This is a genomic window from Gilliamella sp. B3172, from assembly GCF_026536465.1.
Classification (GTDB): Bacteria; Pseudomonadota; Gammaproteobacteria; order Enterobacterales; family Orbaceae; genus Gilliamella.
In genome coordinates, this window is record NZ_JAFNOA010000003.1 from 121029 (window position 1) to 138814 (window position 17786).

Here is a 17786-nt window from a genome sequence, read left to right on the forward strand (position 1 = left end):
ATTTTTGTCAATTATTGTACAGCGCCGTGACAATGTTTGTATTTTTTACCTGAGCCACACGGACAAGGATCGTTACGACCAACTTTCGCTTCTGTTCGTACAATTGGTTGTGATGAGCTTGGTGATTGCTCTTGATTTTCACCGTTAAAACCACCGATAGACTCATGGTTGGCATGCTGTTTTGCCATAAGTCTTTCCATTTCTGCTTGACGTTGACGCTCTGCTTCATCCACTTCTTGTTGAGAACGAATTTGCACCCGGCTTATATAACCAATGACATCATATTTTAACGATTCTAACATGTTAGCAAACATGTTAAATGATTCACGTTTATACTCTTGTTTCGGGTCTTTTTGTGCATAACCACGTAAATGGATGCCTTGACGCAGATAATCCATTGCCGCTAAGTGCTCTTTCCACAAAGTATCAAGCGTTTGTAACATAACACTCTTTTCAAAGTCTCTGAGCGCTTCAGAACCGGCGATATTCTCTTTTTCGATATATCGGTCAGTGGCAATTTGCATAATGCGTTCACGCAATGTTTCCTCATGAAGATTTTGCTCTTCATCGAGCCACTTACTGATAGGTAGTTCAAGATCGAAATCGGTTTTTAAGGCATTTTCAAGTCCAGGTACATCCCACATCTCTTCAATCGATTGTGGTGGAATATACTGATCAATAACCGCATTAAACACATCACCACGAATTGAATCAATCGTCTCTTTAATATCAGAATTGTCTAACAGTTCGTTTCGTTGGCGATAGATAGCCTTACGTTGATCATTTGCAACATCATCATATTCAAGTAATTGCTTACGAATATCAAAGTTACGACTTTCAACCTTTTTCTGAGCGTTAGCGATTGCTTTAGTGACCCACGGATGTTCGATAGCTTCGCCTTCTTTCATCCCCAGTTTACGCATCATATTACCCACACGTTCAGAAGCAAAGATTCTCATTAATGGATCTTCAAGCGATAGATAAAAACGTGAAGCACCCGGATCACCTTGACGTCCAGCACGGCCTCGTAACTGGTTATCAATACGACGAGATTCATGGCGCTCTGTACCTAAAATATAAAGCCCGCCTAAAGCAATAACTTCTTCATGTTTTGCTTGCCATGCTTGTTTGGCTTTTTCGATATCTTCCGGTGTTGGGTTTTCAATATGAGCGAGATCACTTTGCCAGTTACCCCCTAACATAATATCCGTACCACGACCCGCCATATTGGTTGCGATAGTCACAGCACCTTTACTACCGGCATTGGCAATAATCTCAGCTTCTTGAGCATGGAATTTAGCATTTAACACATTATGTTTGATACCTGCTTTTTTAAATGCGTTAGACACTAACTCAGATTTTTCAATTGAAGCTGTACCCACTAACACGGGTTGACCACGTTCGATACAGGCTTTTACATCGGCAACAATCGCATCGATTTTTTCTTTTTCGCTCATAAAGACCAGGTCAGGATAATCTTTACGTACCATTGGGCGATTGGTTGGTATAACAATCGTATCTAAACCATAAATTTGGTTAAATTCGAACGCTTCTGTATCAGCAGTACCGGTCATACCTGCTAATTTTTGATAGAGGCGGAAGTAATTTTGGAAAGTGATTGAGGCTAATGTTTGGTTTTCATTATTAATTTTTACATGCTCTTTAGCTTCAACCGCTTGATGTAAACCGTCAGACCAACGGCGACCGTCCATTGTTCGGCCGGTATGTTCATCGACAATGATAATTTCGTTATCTCTAACAATATAATCAACATCACGATGAAATAAATGATGTGCTCGTAGGGCGGCGTTGACATGATGCATTAGCACGATATTACTCGGTGAGTAAAGTGATTCATCACTTTTCATAATACCTTGTTTGATCAGCAGCTCTTCAACTTTAATTAAACCACGTTCAGTTAAGTTGACTTGACGAGATTTTTCATCGATTGAAAAGTCACCGTCGCCTTGGAATTGATCTGAATCTTCTTTTTCTTGTCTGATTAAGCTTGGAATGATTTTATCAACACTGACATAACGATCAGAGCTATCTTCCGCCTGTCCGGAGATAATGAGAGGTGTTCGGGCTTCATCAATTAAGATTGAGTCAACTTCATCCACTAACGCATAATGTAATGGGCGTTGAACTCGAGCATTTTTGCTAAACACCATATTGTCACGTAGGTAGTCAAAGCCATATTCGTTATTGGTACCATAAGTAATATCGGCATCATAGGCTTCACGCTTTAGGTGTGGCGGAAGATTAGGCAGGTTGATACCAACACTTAAGCCTAAAAATTCAAATAATGGGCGGTTGTTTTCCGCATCACGTTGCGCTAAGTAATCATTGACTGTAACAACATGTACGCCTTTGCCGGTTAAGGCATTTAAGTAAGCGGGTAAGGTTGCTGTTAATGTTTTACCTTCACCGGTGCGCATTTCGGCAATACAGCGCTCATTAAGTACCATGCCCCCAATAAGCTGGACATCAAAATGGCGCATACCAAATACCCGTTTACTGGCTTCACGAACAACAGCAAAGGCTTCTTCTAAAATATCATCTAATTTTGTGCCGTCAGCGATCTTTTGTTTAAATTCATTGGTTTTTGCTTTCAGCTCATCATCAGTTAACGCTTCCATTGCAGGTTCTAATGCATTGATTCTTTCGACACGTTTGCGCATCATTTTTAAGATACGCTCATTACGACTACCGAACACTTTTGTTAATAATTTTAATAACATAAACTTTCTCTTATTCTTTTTTAATAGGTGTAATAAGGCATACGCCTTTTTGCGAAAATAGTATTTGTTTGAGTTTCAAACTCGCTAAACGGTAGTTATAGGACCTGCTCTTATCGCATTATCGGGCGATAAGCGGACCACTTTACTCAGTGACAAATCATCATAAATAGGCGAATTGATTTGCACATAAGCATGTCGTTTTGCCGATAGGGGGAGTGTTTGAGATGCTGATTTACTTGGTGCTTGATGATCTTGCACAATTGCGGCAATCGCAATAATATCAACATGTGAGATTGATGACTGCGCAGGTAAACCCGGTTGCTGGTACAAACCAAATCCAGCAGCAATCACACCTAATAATAAGTGCGATAATGCAGTTTTGATAATTAAGCGTTTGTGGAGTTGTTTACAATAGCTAATCACAGTCATAGTGGCAACATTCTAGCATTTTTTACCAAAATTAAAACAATTATTACAGCATTGTCATTGAGTCCTTTTAATGGCAGAAGAGAAATCGATTAATGTCTATGATTGAGTCGTTAGCCAGTTGAAGGTTAAGTTAGTAAAATTTCGTTTATTCAATAAGATATTATACACTTGCCTAATTATATTCGGGTTTTTGTAGGTGTTAAATAGGCTGATGCAAATATCAACGCCAGCTCACTACCATGCTTTAATACTAATTTCGCAAGTTGATTAGCCGTATTTGCCTCGTCTGATGCAGAAGGTGCAATGAGCAATGAGCAAAGTAGTCTTTTTTTAAGGTAGTTAAGCTTTAGGATGAAGGCGACATAATCATTCTCATTAAGAAAATGGGAGATGGCCATATTTATCATTGTCATCCCCCATTGCGGTCTGTATTGAATATTGGTTTTTATTTTCATCTTTTTATTCACGTTGTGGCATTGAATAGAAAAGATGAAAGATGGTTATTTCACCATTAATTGCCCCATCATGCCTAATGTTTCATGTTCAACGATATGACAATGATACATGCGTAATCCCGGCATATTTTGTTGAATTTTAATAACAAGCGTTTCGTGCGGGCGTAAGTTAGTGGTATCTTTCAAGGCAACAAACTCGGGTGTAGTTTTAGTGCCATTTAATTCACGAGATTGCACAATAAATTGCGCTCCATGTATATGGAAATTGTGATCCATATGTGAGTTGTTAACAATTGTCCACTCTTCAACATCGTGAAGTTTACTTTCTAAGTCGATTCGTGACATATCATGCCGTTTGCCATTAATTAAAAACAGCATACCACCTCGAGGCTCACTTTTATCCATTACTTCGGTATATTCAAGTGATTTTTTGGCGACGGCTTCACCTAAAGTTGGTACATGCTTTAGATGAGTCGGTAGAACGGTACTGGCCGTTTGAGTTAACTGGAGCTGTGAAAGAATGATGTTTTGTTCCGGCGGTACATTCCCCATTTTGCCACGATCGTAGCCAATGTTTTGCAAATAAAGGCTGGCGGTTTTTTTCGGAACGATAACTACTTCAGCCCGTTCTGCCGGAGTAAGTAATAGCGGCTTGTTGAGTTGATGCGGCTCGGCAATGAAACCGCCGTCGGTAGCAACTAAAAAGACATCACAATCCGGTATTGATAGGTTTAAATATCGGCCAGAACACGCATTCCAGATTCTGACTCGGGTAGCCCCTTCTACTTTTATATTGGGTTGGTAAGCGCCATTGATTAACACAAATTGTCCTTCCCGACCATTCATCCAGTCAGTCATGGAGTTTTCGGCGATTTCGCCGTTTTCAGTTAATTTTAAGTCGGAAAAGAACCAATGTTGCTCCGGTAGCGAAGCGAGCGGATCATTTTTACTGCGCACAATAAAGGTACCGGCTAAACCACGAAAGACTTGTTCTGCCACCGTATTATGTCCATGTGGATGATACCAATATGTCCCGGCTGTGCCTTCCGGTATGGTAAATTCATAAACCCGGCTGCCACCTGCCGGAATAGCATCTTGTGGATTTCCGTCTTGATCTGAAGGAATAAGCAAACCATGCCAGTGAACGGTTGTCGGTTGTGAGAGATCATTTTTAACGGTTATTTTAACATGATCGCCTTCAAATACTTCGATTTTCGGACCCGGAATCATGCCATTATATGCCCAAAATTCGGTGGTAATTTCCGGTGTTAAGGCTATTTTGACCGGTTTTAAATGTAGCGTTGCTTCAAATACGCCAGCTTGGGTACTGGTATTTTTTAAATTAGTTAACTCGGGTAAATTTTTACCGTGTGGTAGCGCTGTAGTCGATAACAGTTTTTGTGGCATGTTGTTATTCATGTTCATATTCATATTCATATTCATGTTCATATGGTCGTGCATATCCCCCTCCGTATTACAGTTATCAGATTTAACATCACAAACGTTTTCGGACATCGATGAGTGATTCATTTTGGCGATAGCTTTAGTGGCAATTAATCCGCCTAGGGCTGCGGTAAAACTGATGATAAAATTTCGACGTTTCATAATATTCCTTTAAAATACATTTAGTTAAACAATAACCTTCTCTTCAAAACACCATGATAAAAAGCCTGACAAGCAGTGCCTTTTATTGCGTTATTGATCGTGAATTACTTACTTCTTATTTATGTGTAGATAAAAACGTTTTAAGCAATTTTTGGTGGTTTTAACTCAGGAATAAATGCTTTATACACCGGTATAAATTTTATTGGTCGGTACTGTTCGCTTTCAGTGGCATAATCAAAGGAGATAACGTAGTCAGTTATTAGCGAACCACATGTTAAGCAGTGATTGGCTAATTGACAGGTGTTTGGGAATGCTGATTTAGGATTAGATTTACTGGTAGTTAAGTGGCTTTCGATTTGATTTATTTTTACAGCCGTTTGATGCGCCAAATGACAACGAGCAGGGGATTGAAAATTATTTTTAGATAAATGCCATACAGAAACACTCAACAAAAATAATACTATTGCCAATAGGGCAATAATATTATAAGCGTTATTGTTGATTCTTAATGACATAGTAAATCTCACTATTCATCTAACAAAATATGCGCTTATTTTACCGAAAAAAGCGCGAAATTTGTACTTTTTTTAGGAACTTTAAGGTTAAATGATTGAATTCATTTTCTCGCATAGTGACAACAATAGCGCTGGTTGTCTTTTGCTGAGTAAAAAATAAGCTAAATATCAACGATATTTAGATAAAATATGTAAGATAAATACTAACTGTTCTGTTATTATATTTGTATAACAAAAAAATGTGAAATATAACGGTATGAAAATTCTTTTTGGTGTTCAAGGCACAGGAAATGGCCATATTAGTCGTTGTAGAACATTAGCTAAAGCATTGAAAAAGGTTGGTGCTGATGTTGATTATATTTTTAGTGGTCGCGATGCTAAAGATTATTTTGATATGGAAGCATTTGGTAACTATAAAACCTTTTGTGGTCTCTCTTTTGCAACGCTTAATGGTAAGATTAATTTTCGTAAAACAATCCAACGAATTCGAGCTTTTCGGCTGATTAAAGATGTCCGTGAGCTGGATCTTTCAAATTATGACTGTATTATTAGTGATTTTGAGCCGGTTAGTGCTTGGGCTGCTCACAATCAACATCGGGAGTGTCTAGGGATCAGTAATCAGGCCGTTTGCCAATACCTTAAACCGAAAGAGTATGGCATGATTGCCAATGTGATTATGAAATATTATGCGCCCGTGACTCAACCTATAGGTCTGCATTGGTTTCATTTTGGGCATAAACTGATTCCACCAATGATTGATTCATTTGATGTTGCACCAACTGAGAACGGAACAATCGTTGTTTATTTACCGTTTGAAGGGTTAGATGAAATTACCCAGTTTTTAACGCCGTATAAAGAGTATCAATTTATCTGTTTTCACCCGGATGTTAAACAATCATCAAATCAAGGGAATATCACCATGCATACCCTCAGTCGGGATAATTTTACGCATGCGTTATTAAGCTGTTCGGGTATTATTTCTAATACGGGTTTTGCTCTAATTTCAGAAGCGTTAGCGTTGGGTAAAAAAATTCTAACTAAGCCGGTTTCTGGTCAATTTGAACAAATTTATAATGCGCAGTGCTTGCAAACTTTAGATATGGCAACGGTAATGGAAAATTTAAATCATGCTAAACTTAAACATTGGTTAAATCTTGCATCGCCTCAACCAACGATCTATCCGGATGTTGCAACGGAATTAGCAAATTGGATTGTTTCAGGGCAAAAAGAGTCTTTACTATCGTTAAGTCAACGATTATGGCGTGCAACGGTGTTTTCGGAAAATGTGCAAAAACGTATTAAATCTTTAGGGTATTGTGTATAAAGGAAATAGTATGATTTTAAGTATTATTGTTGCCATGGCGGATAATCGTGTGATTGGTTTAAATAATCAAATGCCATGGCATTTACCTGCTGATTTAGCATGGTTTAAAAAAAATACGCTAAATAAACCTGTGATTATGGGACGTAAAACGTTTGAATCAATCGGTCGACCCTTGCCTCATCGCCATAATATCATTATTAGTCGACAGGCAGAGAAAAGCCAAGCTAATGAGGAAAATATCAGTTGGGTTGGATCAATTGATGAAGCTATCGCATTGGCTAAAACGCAGCAGGTCGAAGAGGCATTTATTATTGGTGGTGGCAATATATATAATCAGTCGCTACCTTTTGTTGATCGTCTGTACTTAACCCATATTCAAGCGGATTTAAAGGGCGATACCTATTTTCCGGATTATCAGCCAGAAAACTGGCAGCAAGTTTATTGTGAAAATCATCATGCCGATGATAAAAATCCTTATGATTATCAGTTTGAAATTTTAGCCAGAAGTTAAAGGTCAATACGTTGCCACAACGTTAAGCTGTGGCAAATAAACAGGTTTTAGCCCTGTAATCGTTTTGCTTCAACCACATCCGGTAACTGCTTAATTTTAGTTAATACTCGATTAAGTGAATCTTGATTAAATATCTGCATATCCATATCAATGGTTGCAAGTTGCTGTTTCATTTCAATGCGGCTGGTAACACTTAGCACATTGACTTTTTCGTTGGCTAATATGGTGGTGATATCCCGCAACAAGCCACTTCTGTCATTGGCAATAATTCTGACAATCATGGTGTAACTTGAATTGTGATTACCGCTCCATTGCGCACTGGTGATCCGCTCCGGCGCATGGTTTTTTAATTCTTGTAGTTGTTCACAATCAGCACGGTGAATGGAGATGCCTCGACCTTGAGTGACAAATCCCACTATCGGATCACCGGGTATCGGGCGACAGCAGTTAGCAATGGTGTACATTAAATTATCCACACCTTCGATAATAATTTCGCCACATTTACTTGCAGTTTTAGTAATGTTTTTGGCTTGCGTCGTTGATTTTTGGGTGATCTGTTTTAAAGCCGCTTCATCTTCTTCTTCCGCCGTTGGTTTGTTAAATTGGGCATTGATAAAATTCACTAATTGATTAATTCTGACATCGCCACTACCAATACCGGCAAGCACTTCATTAAATGAATGTGCGTTATATTTATTGATGAGGATCTTTTCAACACTTTTTAAACTGATATTTAAAGGCTCAAGTTCATTGGATAAGATCTGTTCACCGGTAGCAATATTTTTATCACGATCTTGCTTTTTAAACCAGGCAAGGATTTTGGCTCTGGCTCGACTGCTGTTAACAAAACCGGTATTGGGATTTAACCAGTCACGGCTAGGGTTAGGCTGTTTTTGGGTGATGATTTCGACTTGATCACCGATTTTGAGATTGTAAGTAAATGGCACAATGCGTCCGCCAACTTTGGCGCCAATACAGCGATGTCCAACATCACTATGAATATGGTAAGCAAAATCAAGCGGGGTTGAGCCAGCAGGCAAATCAACCACATCGCCTTTAGGGGTGAAGACGTAAACACGATCATCAAAAATTTGGCTTCTGACCGCTTCTTGTATTTCGCCACTTTCTGACATCTCTTGTTGCCATGTGAGTAGCTTACGTAACCAAGAAATCCGTTGATCGTAAGCGGTCATTTTATCGGTACTGCCTTCTTTGTACTTCCAATGTGCCGCAACGCCTAATTCGGCATCATTATGCATTTGTTCCGTTCGGATTTGAATTTCTATGGTTTTTTCTTCAGGACCATATACCACCGTATGAATCGATTGGTACCCGTTTGGTTTGGGATTAGCGACATAATCGTCAAACTCTTTGGCAATGTGTTTATAGTGACTATGCACAATACCTAATGCATTATAACAGTCTTCAATTCGATCGCAGATGATACGTACCGCTCTGATATCGTAAAGCTCGTCGAACTGTAGATGTTTACGTTCCATTTTTCGCCATATGCTGTAGATGTGTTTTGGTCGCCCGTAAACCTCTGCCCGAATATGGTCTTGATTCATCATATCTTGAAGATTTTTAACAAACTGATTGATATATTGCTCACGATCTAAGCGTTTTTCTTGTAATTGTGAGGCGATAAAGCGATATTGATCGGGATATAAATAACGGAAACAAAAATCTTCTAATTCCCATTTTAGTTGCCCAATACCTAACCGATTGGCAAGTGGCGCATAAATATTAAAGCACTCTTTAGCGGCAAGAAATTGCTCTTCTTGAGGCGCATGCATTAACGTACGTAAGTAGGTGATGCGTTCGGCAATTTTGATAACAACACTGCGGAAATCGTTGACCATTGCCAATAACATACGTCTGATGCTATCGATTTGTTCATTGGTTGCATTACCATTACGAATCGCCCGCAATTGGCGAATATCTTTCATTTTGATAATGCTGGAAAGAATGTGAATGATTTCACGATCGAAATCTTCGGGGATATCTTCCCGGCGGATTACTTTGGCATCAAGGAAAGGAAGCAGTAGGGCGGCACACAGGCTATTGATATCCATATTTAAGGTTGACAAAATTTCGACCATTTCAATCGCATTTTGAAAACAATATGTTTGCTCAGCCGATCCGGCACTATTTTCAAAACAGAAATCCCAAATATCTTTAAACTTCTGATAGGATTCTTGATTGGTCAATAACAGCTCGTGTTTAGCCCACAGTTCAACATCAAATTGAGCAAGAGAGTAATGCTCTTCATGCTGTTGGTGCGCTCCTCTAATTGATACCATAATTACGGTCCTAACTTTGTTAACAATAACATTGATTCAATGTGCTTGGTTTGAGGAAACATATCTAATATCGCAACTTGAGAAATTTGGTATCCTGCATCAATAAATTGTTTGGTGTCTCTTGCTAACGTCGCCGGATTACACGAAATATAAACAATTTTAGATGGTGCAAGTTTCACAATTTCAGCTGAAGCATTCAAAGCACCTGCACGGGCAGGGTCGAGCAATACTTTACTAAATTGTGATTCACTCCAGATTGCAAATTGTGCTGTATCCTCTAAATTTCCTGTTATAAAATGTGTTTGGGCACAAATGTCATTCTTATTTAATATGGTGTTGAATTTGGCTTTTTCAACCAGCGCCTCAACACCTTCTACGCCAGTAACAGATTTGCATAACTTTGCCATTGGCAACGAAAAATTACCCATACCACAGAACAGATCCAGTACATTATCTGTGGGTTCTAAGGCCAGCCACTGTAGCGCTTGATTAACCATTTTTTGATTAATTTTACTATTTACTTGGATAAAATCGAGTGGACTAACCGTTAATTTTAAATGATTAACAAGGTAATAATGTTCGGTATTACCGGTTATATGCACTAATTGTTTGCCATGTAAATAGAGTGAAATATTATTAGTATCGGCAAATTGTTTTAATATATTAGTCTCTTTTTCAGTCATTGGCATGGTATGTCGTAGTACCATGATAATTCCACTGTCGAGGGCTATTAATTCAACATGTCCCAGTGCTTTTTGCTGTTTAATATTTTTTAAGCAGATCTGTAATGGAGCAATGAGCGCATCTAACTCAGGAACTAAAATTGGGCAGTTTTGAATATTAATAATCTGATTAGATTCTGCCTGCCTGAAGCCTACCAACAACTCACCTTTAACCAAATTAATTGATAGCCTTGCCCGCCGGCGGTATCCGTATGGCTGATCGGCGATAATAAGCGGTGCTTGCGCTAAAACCGATGTTAATGATGCCTGACTCTCTTTTTGTAATAGTTTTATCAAAGCTTGATATTTAGCATGCTGCTGTAAGTGCGACGAAATATGTTGCAGTTCGCACCCGCCACAGCGCTGATAATATTGACACTGCGGTGTGACCCGTTCGTTGCTTTGATTGTGATATTTGATAACTTTTGCTTTAGCGTAATTTTTTTTATCTTCTGTCAATACAATATCAACAGTTTCGCCCGGTAGGGCCGATTTTACAAATAGAGTTTTACCTTTGTCATTGGCCACGCCTTGACCGAAGGCATCTAAATTTTCAACTGTGACTGTCAGTTTTTGCGCTGTGAGTTTTTTTTTCGTTGGGGTATAGAATTTGACCATTTTAACTACAATTATGTTAACCGTTCAAGTAATGCCGTTTTGACATGTAAAGGGACTAAATTTGTCACATCCCCGCCATGGTAGGCGACTTCTTTAACAATTGTTGATGAAATAAAGCCCATCGCTATTGACGGCATTAAAAATAGGGTATCGAGATCAGCTTTAAGTGCTCGGTTCATTTCGGCCAGTTGCCTTTCGTATTCAAAATCGTGTGTAGTTCTGACGCCTCGAACAATGACCGTTGCATTATGTTCGTGAGCAAACTTTGCCATTAACGTTTCAAAACCAATTACCTCAACATTAAGTAAATGTTCACTTGCTGTAGAGGCTAAATTGACCCGCTCATCTAGCGTAAATAGGGTTTTTTTGTTGGGGCTTTGGGCAATGGCAACAATAAGACGAGGAAATAGTTTTGAGGCTCGTGTTATCAGATCGATATGTCCATTAGTGATAGGATCGAACGTTCCGGGAAAAACGGCGGTCAAGGTTTTACTTTTCATCAGTCATATTATCCATTATTAAATGTGGGGATATCATACCTAATTTTATTTAGGATTGTTAGTTAAGTAAGGTAAATTTCTTTTTATTTTTATACTAAAACGTATATATTTTCTGAAAGTTCTTGACAAAACGGCGCATAAGAAAGTGATAACACCGATTAGATCATAAGGCGAGCATGGGCGATTGATAGGTTTAAAAATAAAAAAAGCAAATTATGGAAGAAGCGGTGACTTCCACCATAATTTGTGTCACAGTGACATTAAGGTACCGACTACTAAGTGAAAAAATGAAAAGTTGTTTGGTGATGATAAGCCTGATCTGGTTGCAAAAAACAGCTAGCTTGCGCCCACTCCGGATGATGTGGACTATCCGGTAAGCATTCGGCTTCTAATGCGACGCCGGCAAAATTGTTATACTCACCATTGTGACGATTAGGAGTATGTTGCAAAAAATTGCCTGTGTAGACCTGTAGCGCTGGCTGAGTTGTGGTCATATTCATCACAATTTTTTTATCACCGGATATGAGCTGTGCAGCAATAGATTGTGTCTTATCTAATAGATATGCGTGGTCATAACCGCCGGTTTTTTGCCTTTCTTCACTCTCAAGCAATCTATCCGATAGCAATCTTGGTTGGCGTAAATCCATGTCCGCTTGAGTGACATCGGTTAAATCACCGCAAGGAATGCCCTGTTTATCGACCGGTAAGTATAAGTTAGCATTGACTTTTAATGTGTGGGAAAGAATATTTTTACTGCTTTCGCCATCGAGATTAAAGTAAGCATGGTTGGTTAAATTTACCGGTGTTGTTTTGTTGGTGGTGGCTTGAAACTCGATCACGACTTGATTTTCATCGGTTAAATGATAACTGACTGTGACGTTAAGTTCACCGGGAAAGCCTTGATCGCCGTCAGGTGAAATTAAACTAAAAGTCACTTTTTGTGCCGATTGATTTTTGATATCCCATAACAATTTATCAAAACCTAGCTTGCCGCCATGAAGTTGGTTTTCCCCTTGATTGGCAACAAGTCGATAGTGGGTGCCAGCTATATCAATGGCAGCGCCTGCAATTCGGTTTGCATAACGCCCAATTGTTGCCCCTAAATAGGCGTCTTGCTGTTGATATTGTTCAAAGGTTTTACAGCCAAGTAATACTTCGCGGTGTTCTCCGGCATTAATTGGCACTAAACAAGATAGCCAAGTTGCGCCCCAATTCGAGACTTTAACTTGCATACCTTGTTTATTCGTAAGAGTAATAATCTGCATTACTGACATATTGCACTGGCTCCTTCACTCGGCTGGCAAACATAGCATGTTTCTTTAATGCCAAACTTTTGCTGATAATGGTTATGCACCACCGCTTTAACGTCGTCCACTTTATCTTTAGGTACCAAAGCAACCACGCAACCGCCAAAACCGCCGCCGGTCATACGCACGCCACCTTCATCGCCGATGACTTTGTGGATAATTTCAACTAAGTAATCAATTGCCGGAACGGTGATTTCAAAATCATCACGCATCGATTTGTGGCTTTGCGCCATAAGTAGTGATAAAAGTTTGTAATCCCTCACTTCCAGCGCATGTGATGCTAATAAGGTACGCTCATTTTCAGTAATCACATGGCGAGCCCGTTTAAATACCACCGGATCAAGTGTTGACTCAATGACTTCCAACTCAGCAAGTGATGCATCACGCAATGCCCTGACGCCTAATGCTTCGGCGGCGGCTTCGCATTGTTCACGGCGGGTGTTGTATTGGCTATCGACTAAGCCCCGTTTGATGTTGGAATTGATAATCACTACAGCGAGATCGTCAGGAATACTGACCGGATGAGTCCCTAATGTGCGGCAATCAATCAATAATGCATGTTGTGCTTCTCCTAATGCCGATATCAGTTGATCCATAATGCCACAGTTACAACCCACAAACTGATTTTCGGCTCCTTGCCCGATTAAGGCAAGTTTAGTGCCATCTAACGGCAGTTGATAAAGCACTTGAAACATTTTACCCACCGCCACCTCAAGTGATGCTGAGGAGCTTAAGCCAGCACCTTGTGGTACATTACCGCTGATAACAAAGTCTGCGCCATGAATATTGTCGGCATATTTTTTTAAATGTTTCACTACGCCCCGTACATAATTCGCCCATTGATAGTTTGGGTGCTTTTCGATTGGCTTGTCTAACGAAAACTCATCTTGTTGATGATGATAATCCAGCGCAATGACTCGTATAATATTATCTGAACGTTTGTGGCAACTGATTACAGTTTGATAATTAATCGCACACGGTAACACATAGCCGTCGTTATAGTCGGTATGTTCACCAATTAAATTGACTCGTCCGGGAGCTTGCACAACCGTATCAGGTTGATATCCAAATTGACTTTCAAAAGCTTGTGTGGTTTTTTCGATTAATGCTTTCATCTATTTATCCTTTTGAGCTTTATAGTGCACATCACTAACGTTACGCAGTCTTTCGGCTGCCTGTTCTGGCGTTAAATCTCGTTGTACTTCAGCGAGCATCTCATAACCAACCATGAATTTTTTAACTGTAGCTGAACGTAACAATGGGGGATAAAAATGCGCATGTAATTGCCAATATTGCGCGTTATTTTCTCCGTATGGCGCACCATGCCAGCCCATTGAATAAGGGAAAGAGCAGTTAAACAAGTTATCATAGCGGCAGGTTAATTTTTTTAGTGCAATAGCTAAATCAACTTGTTGTTCATTCGTTAATAAAGTCAGTTGTGGAATATGGGTTTTGGGTAACAGTAATGTTTCAAAAGGCCATACCGCCCAAAATGGCACAACCGCCAACCAATAGTCTGTTTCAACGACAATACGCTCACGAGCGATAAGTTCTTTTTCGACATAATCAACCAATAAATTGCGGTGGTATTTCTGAAAATAATGACGCATGTTCTGATCTTCACGTGCAATTTCATTGGGTATAAAGCTATTTGCCCAAATTTGCCCATGTGGATGAGGGTTTGAGCAACCCATAGCTGCGCCTTTATTTTCAAATATTTGCACCCACGGGAAATGTTGGCTAAGTTCTTGTTGTTGACGAATCCATGTCTTAATAACGCCCTCAATCGCAGGTAAATCAAGTTCGGGTATTGTTTTACTGTGATCGGGTGAAAAACAGATAACCCGACTTGTTCCCCTGGCACTTTGCATTTGAAAGAGGGGATCGTCATTTACCGGCGAATCGGGCGTATTTTCCATTAGTGCAGCAAAATCATTGGTAAAAACAAACGTTCCGGTATAGTCAGGGTTCACATCGCCGGTGACACGCTTATTGCCCGGGCACAAAAAACAATTTGGATCGTAGCTTGGTTTTTGCTCCTGATTTAATGTCTCTTGCTGACCTTGCCAAGGCCGTTTTGCTCGATGTGGCGAAACAAGTACCCATTGATTGGTCAACGGGTTATACCGACGATGAGGATGATCAACCGGGTTAAAAATGTCCATTTGTACCTCTTATCTGATTTTGCCTAATTTTTTATTGAAGATCACCCAATTAATCCGGGTAACCTTGTGGGTTTTTTGATTGCCAATGCCATGAATCTTTGACCATGTCATCAAGCGTGAGTTTGGTTTTCCAACCTAATATTTGTTCGGCTTTCTTCGCATCAGCCCAAAAAGCTGGCAGATCGCCGGCTCGTTTCGGCGCAAAATGCCAATTGAGTGGCTTGCCGGATGCTTTTTCAAAAGCTTGAATAACTTGTAATACACTGTAGCCAATGCCGGAACCTAAGTTATAAATGTGTACACCGGCTTTATTGTGGTCTGCTTTAAGGGCGGCAATATGACCGTCAGCTAAATCAACGACATGAATAAAGTCACGCACACAAGTACCGTCTTGTGTTGGGTAGTCATTGCCAAATACGGCTAGCGATTGTCGTTTACCTATGGCAACTTGCGTAATATATGGCATAAGATTGTTTGGGATACCTAGCGGATCTTCGCCCATTAATCCGCTTGGATGCGCCCCAACCGGGTTAAAATAGCGTAGGATTGTCAATGACCAATCGGGCTCAGCGACCGCTAAATCCATGATGCATTGTTCAACCATTAATTTACTTTTTCCATAAGGGCTGGTTGGTAAACCTTGTGGTAAGGTCTCAACGTAAGGAACGGGTGCCAGCTCACCATATACGGTTGCTGATGAACTAAAAACTAACTGTTTAACACCCGCATCACGCATTGCTTTCATCAAAACGATACTGCCGTAAACATTGTTTTGATAATACTCAAGTGGTTTATGTACCGACTCGCCCACTGCTTTTAGACCTGCAAAATGGATAACCGCTTGTATTTTATGCTCGTTGAAAATTTTAGCTAAAAGCTCTGCATCACACACATCACCTTGATAAAAATCAACACGCTGTCCGGTTATTTGTTCTATTCTGTCTAATACAGATGCTTTACTGTTAAACAAATTATCAATCACAATAGGCGTATAGCCCGATTGAATCAATTGTACGCATGTGTGACTTCCTATATATCCGCAACCGCCTGTAACTAATATTTTCATTTTCAAACCTTTATTTATGCAAGTTAAGTTAAGCGAAGGTCAATTAATCTTGTGTATCTTCACTTTTTTGTTTTCTAAAAAGATCCCATGGACCCCGTCCAGATAAGGTGAAGGATGAAATTATAGTAAAGCTAAAAGCAATTAAGCCAAGTACTAAGTATGCTCCTTCAAAACCAATTTTAACATACATTAATCCTGCAAAGGTGGACATAAACATAATCGATAACTGTTTTGCAAAACAAAATGCAATTAAGTAAACCGTTGCCGATAAGCGAATCGGAAAGTGTTTAGTAATATATTTAAATGCACCAACTAACAATAATGGGGCTTCAAACATATGTAAGGTCTTTAAAATAACAACTTCAACGGCATTACTGGCAAAGGCTGAGCCAGTTATGCGAATTGACATAATAGCGCCAGCAACTAACAACGTATTTTTGCTACCAATTTTCATCACAATAAGCGGCGCAAAAAACATGACAGTCGCATTTAAAAATTCACCGAGGGTGGTGACATAACCAAAGGCTTCTCGCCCTATCTGTTCACTTGAAAAAAATGAGGTGAAAAAGTTAGCAAATTGTTGATCAAATACATCATAAGTGCAAGCAACACCGACAATATATAGCATAAAAAACCAAGTTTTTCGCATGCTAAGCAAGTCAACGGCTAATTTCAGGTTAAAAGGCTCGGGTTTATTTAGTCCCATTTGTTCAACCACATCGGTAGTTGACGTTTTTGCTGGATCGGCGATTTTGACTAAAAATAACAAAATCAGCGCAAAGCCGGAACACAACCAATATACCGCGTTGACATCTTTCGATATCATTATACCGACAAATGAAGCGCAGATAGCCCAACCAAAACAGCCAAACATCCGGCTGCGACCAAATTCAAACCCACTGCGTCGACTGATTTTTTCAACCAATGCTTCAATAGCTGGCGCTCCACCACTAAATACCATACCGAGATAAAAACCGCCGGCTATGGCACCTAGTGTCACATTAAATCTTAAAAGTGGTCCAAGTACGAAAATAAAAAACGGACCAAATAACACTAACAGCAAGGTTATAACCCATAGCAGATGTTTTTTGAGTCCCAACTTATCGGAAACTAAACCAAATAAAGGCTGAAAAAACAGTGCGAATAGTGAAATAAATGAAAACACATAACCGGTGTCGGCTTCATTTAGTCCATTCATTTTCAACCAAACAGGAAAAAATGGACAATAAGCGCCCATAATGAAAAAGTACAGAAAGAAGTAGAGACTAAACACCCAATAATTCTTGTTGTGTAATGAAGACTTGATTTTTTGATTCATAGTGAACTTCCTTTGCTAAGCCTTAAATGATTAATTCATCATTTGGAAATCGTTTACATATTCAGTAAACAGAAAAAGCTACATAAGATTGCGTAAATAATATCACTAAGAAAATCCAAAAAAAGTGATCCAGGTAACACTTTATGAAATCGTTTACATTTTTTGTTTGCCTGACATTAGCCATTACTTTAGTCGTTAATCTATTGT

General features: G+C 39.4%; 15 protein-coding genes. 2 read left to right on the plus strand and 13 right to left on the minus strand.

Annotation, left to right across the window (positions count from 1 at the left end):
* Positions 1-11 precede the first annotated feature (11 nt).
* From secA to J3U37_RS05240, 5 genes are all read right to left on the minus strand, one after another.
* Positions 12-2741: a preprotein translocase subunit SecA gene (gene secA, locus J3U37_RS05220; protein ID WP_324170092.1), complete on the minus strand. Its 2730-nt coding sequence runs from the start codon at positions 2739-2741 to the stop codon at positions 12-14.
* A gap of 84 nt (positions 2742-2825) precedes the next feature.
* On the minus strand, positions 2826-3170 hold the full coding sequence (locus tag J3U37_RS05225; protein ID WP_267328657.1) for a hypothetical protein: 345 nt from the start codon (positions 3168-3170) through the stop codon (positions 2826-2828).
* 176 nt (positions 3171-3346) lie between these two features.
* Positions 3347-3577: a hypothetical protein gene (locus tag J3U37_RS05230; RefSeq protein WP_267373655.1), complete on the minus strand. Its 231-nt coding sequence runs from the start codon at positions 3575-3577 to the stop codon at positions 3347-3349.
* A 93-nt stretch (positions 3578-3670) separates the two neighbouring features.
* On the minus strand, positions 3671-5230 hold the full coding sequence (locus J3U37_RS05235; protein ID WP_267373657.1) for a multicopper oxidase family protein: 1560 nt from the start codon (positions 5228-5230) through the stop codon (positions 3671-3673).
* A gap of 140 nt (positions 5231-5370) precedes the next feature.
* Complete coding sequence (locus J3U37_RS05240; RefSeq protein WP_267373659.1) at positions 5371-5745, minus strand: hypothetical protein; 375 nt, start codon at positions 5743-5745, stop codon at positions 5371-5373.
* A gap of 256 nt (positions 5746-6001) precedes the next feature.
* Here J3U37_RS05240 and J3U37_RS05245 point away from each other — a divergent pair, with 256 nt between their 5' ends.
* Both J3U37_RS05245 and folA read left to right on the plus strand, forming a co-directional pair.
* On the plus strand, positions 6002-7069 hold the full coding sequence (locus J3U37_RS05245; RefSeq protein WP_267328654.1) for an MJ1255/VC2487 family glycosyltransferase: 1068 nt from the start codon (positions 6002-6004) through the stop codon (positions 7067-7069).
* A gap of 10 nt (positions 7070-7079) precedes the next feature.
* Entirely contained in the window at positions 7080-7580 is a 501-nt protein-coding gene (folA, locus tag J3U37_RS05250) for a type 3 dihydrofolate reductase (RefSeq protein WP_220218945.1), read from the plus strand.
* 47 nt (positions 7581-7627) lie between these two features.
* Here folA and relA read toward each other — a convergent pair whose 3' ends face one another.
* From relA to J3U37_RS05290, 8 genes are all read right to left on the minus strand, one after another.
* Positions 7628-9883 (minus strand): GTP diphosphokinase, encoded by a 2256-nt coding sequence (gene relA / locus J3U37_RS05255; protein ID WP_267328653.1) that lies wholly within the window; start codon positions 9881-9883, stop codon positions 7628-7630.
* Between the two features lie 2 nt (positions 9884-9885).
* Positions 9886-11223 (minus strand): 23S rRNA (uracil(1939)-C(5))-methyltransferase RlmD, encoded by a 1338-nt coding sequence (rlmD, locus tag J3U37_RS05260; RefSeq protein WP_267373661.1) that lies wholly within the window; start codon positions 11221-11223, stop codon positions 9886-9888.
* 11 nt (positions 11224-11234) lie between these two features.
* Positions 11235-11723 carry a pantetheine-phosphate adenylyltransferase gene (coaD, locus tag J3U37_RS05265; RefSeq protein WP_220218948.1) on the minus strand — a complete coding sequence of 163 codons (489 nt, stop codon included), beginning with the start codon at positions 11721-11723 and terminating at the stop codon, positions 11235-11237.
* A 275-nt stretch (positions 11724-11998) separates the two neighbouring features.
* Positions 11999-12997 carry a galactose-1-epimerase gene (gene galM, locus J3U37_RS05270; RefSeq protein WP_220218949.1) on the minus strand — a complete coding sequence of 333 codons (999 nt, stop codon included), beginning with the start codon at positions 12995-12997 and terminating at the stop codon, positions 11999-12001.
* Positions 12988-14145 carry a galactokinase gene (gene galK, locus J3U37_RS05275; RefSeq protein ID WP_267373663.1) on the minus strand — a complete coding sequence of 386 codons (1158 nt, stop codon included), beginning with the start codon at positions 14143-14145 and terminating at the stop codon, positions 12988-12990. Before galK ends, galM begins: the two co-directional genes overlap by 10 nt.
* Positions 14146-15195, minus strand: coding sequence for a galactose-1-phosphate uridylyltransferase (galT, locus tag J3U37_RS05280; protein WP_267373665.1), 1050 nt, complete (start codon positions 15193-15195; stop codon positions 14146-14148).
* 49 nt (positions 15196-15244) lie between these two features.
* Positions 15245-16261, minus strand: a complete 1017-nt coding sequence (gene galE, locus J3U37_RS05285; protein WP_220218952.1) for a UDP-glucose 4-epimerase GalE — start codon at positions 16259-16261, stop codon at positions 15245-15247.
* 43 nt (positions 16262-16304) lie between these two features.
* On the minus strand, positions 16305-17579 hold the full coding sequence (locus J3U37_RS05290) for an MFS transporter (RefSeq protein ID WP_267373667.1): 1275 nt from the start codon (positions 17577-17579) through the stop codon (positions 16305-16307).
* Positions 17580-17786: the final 207 nt, after the last annotated feature.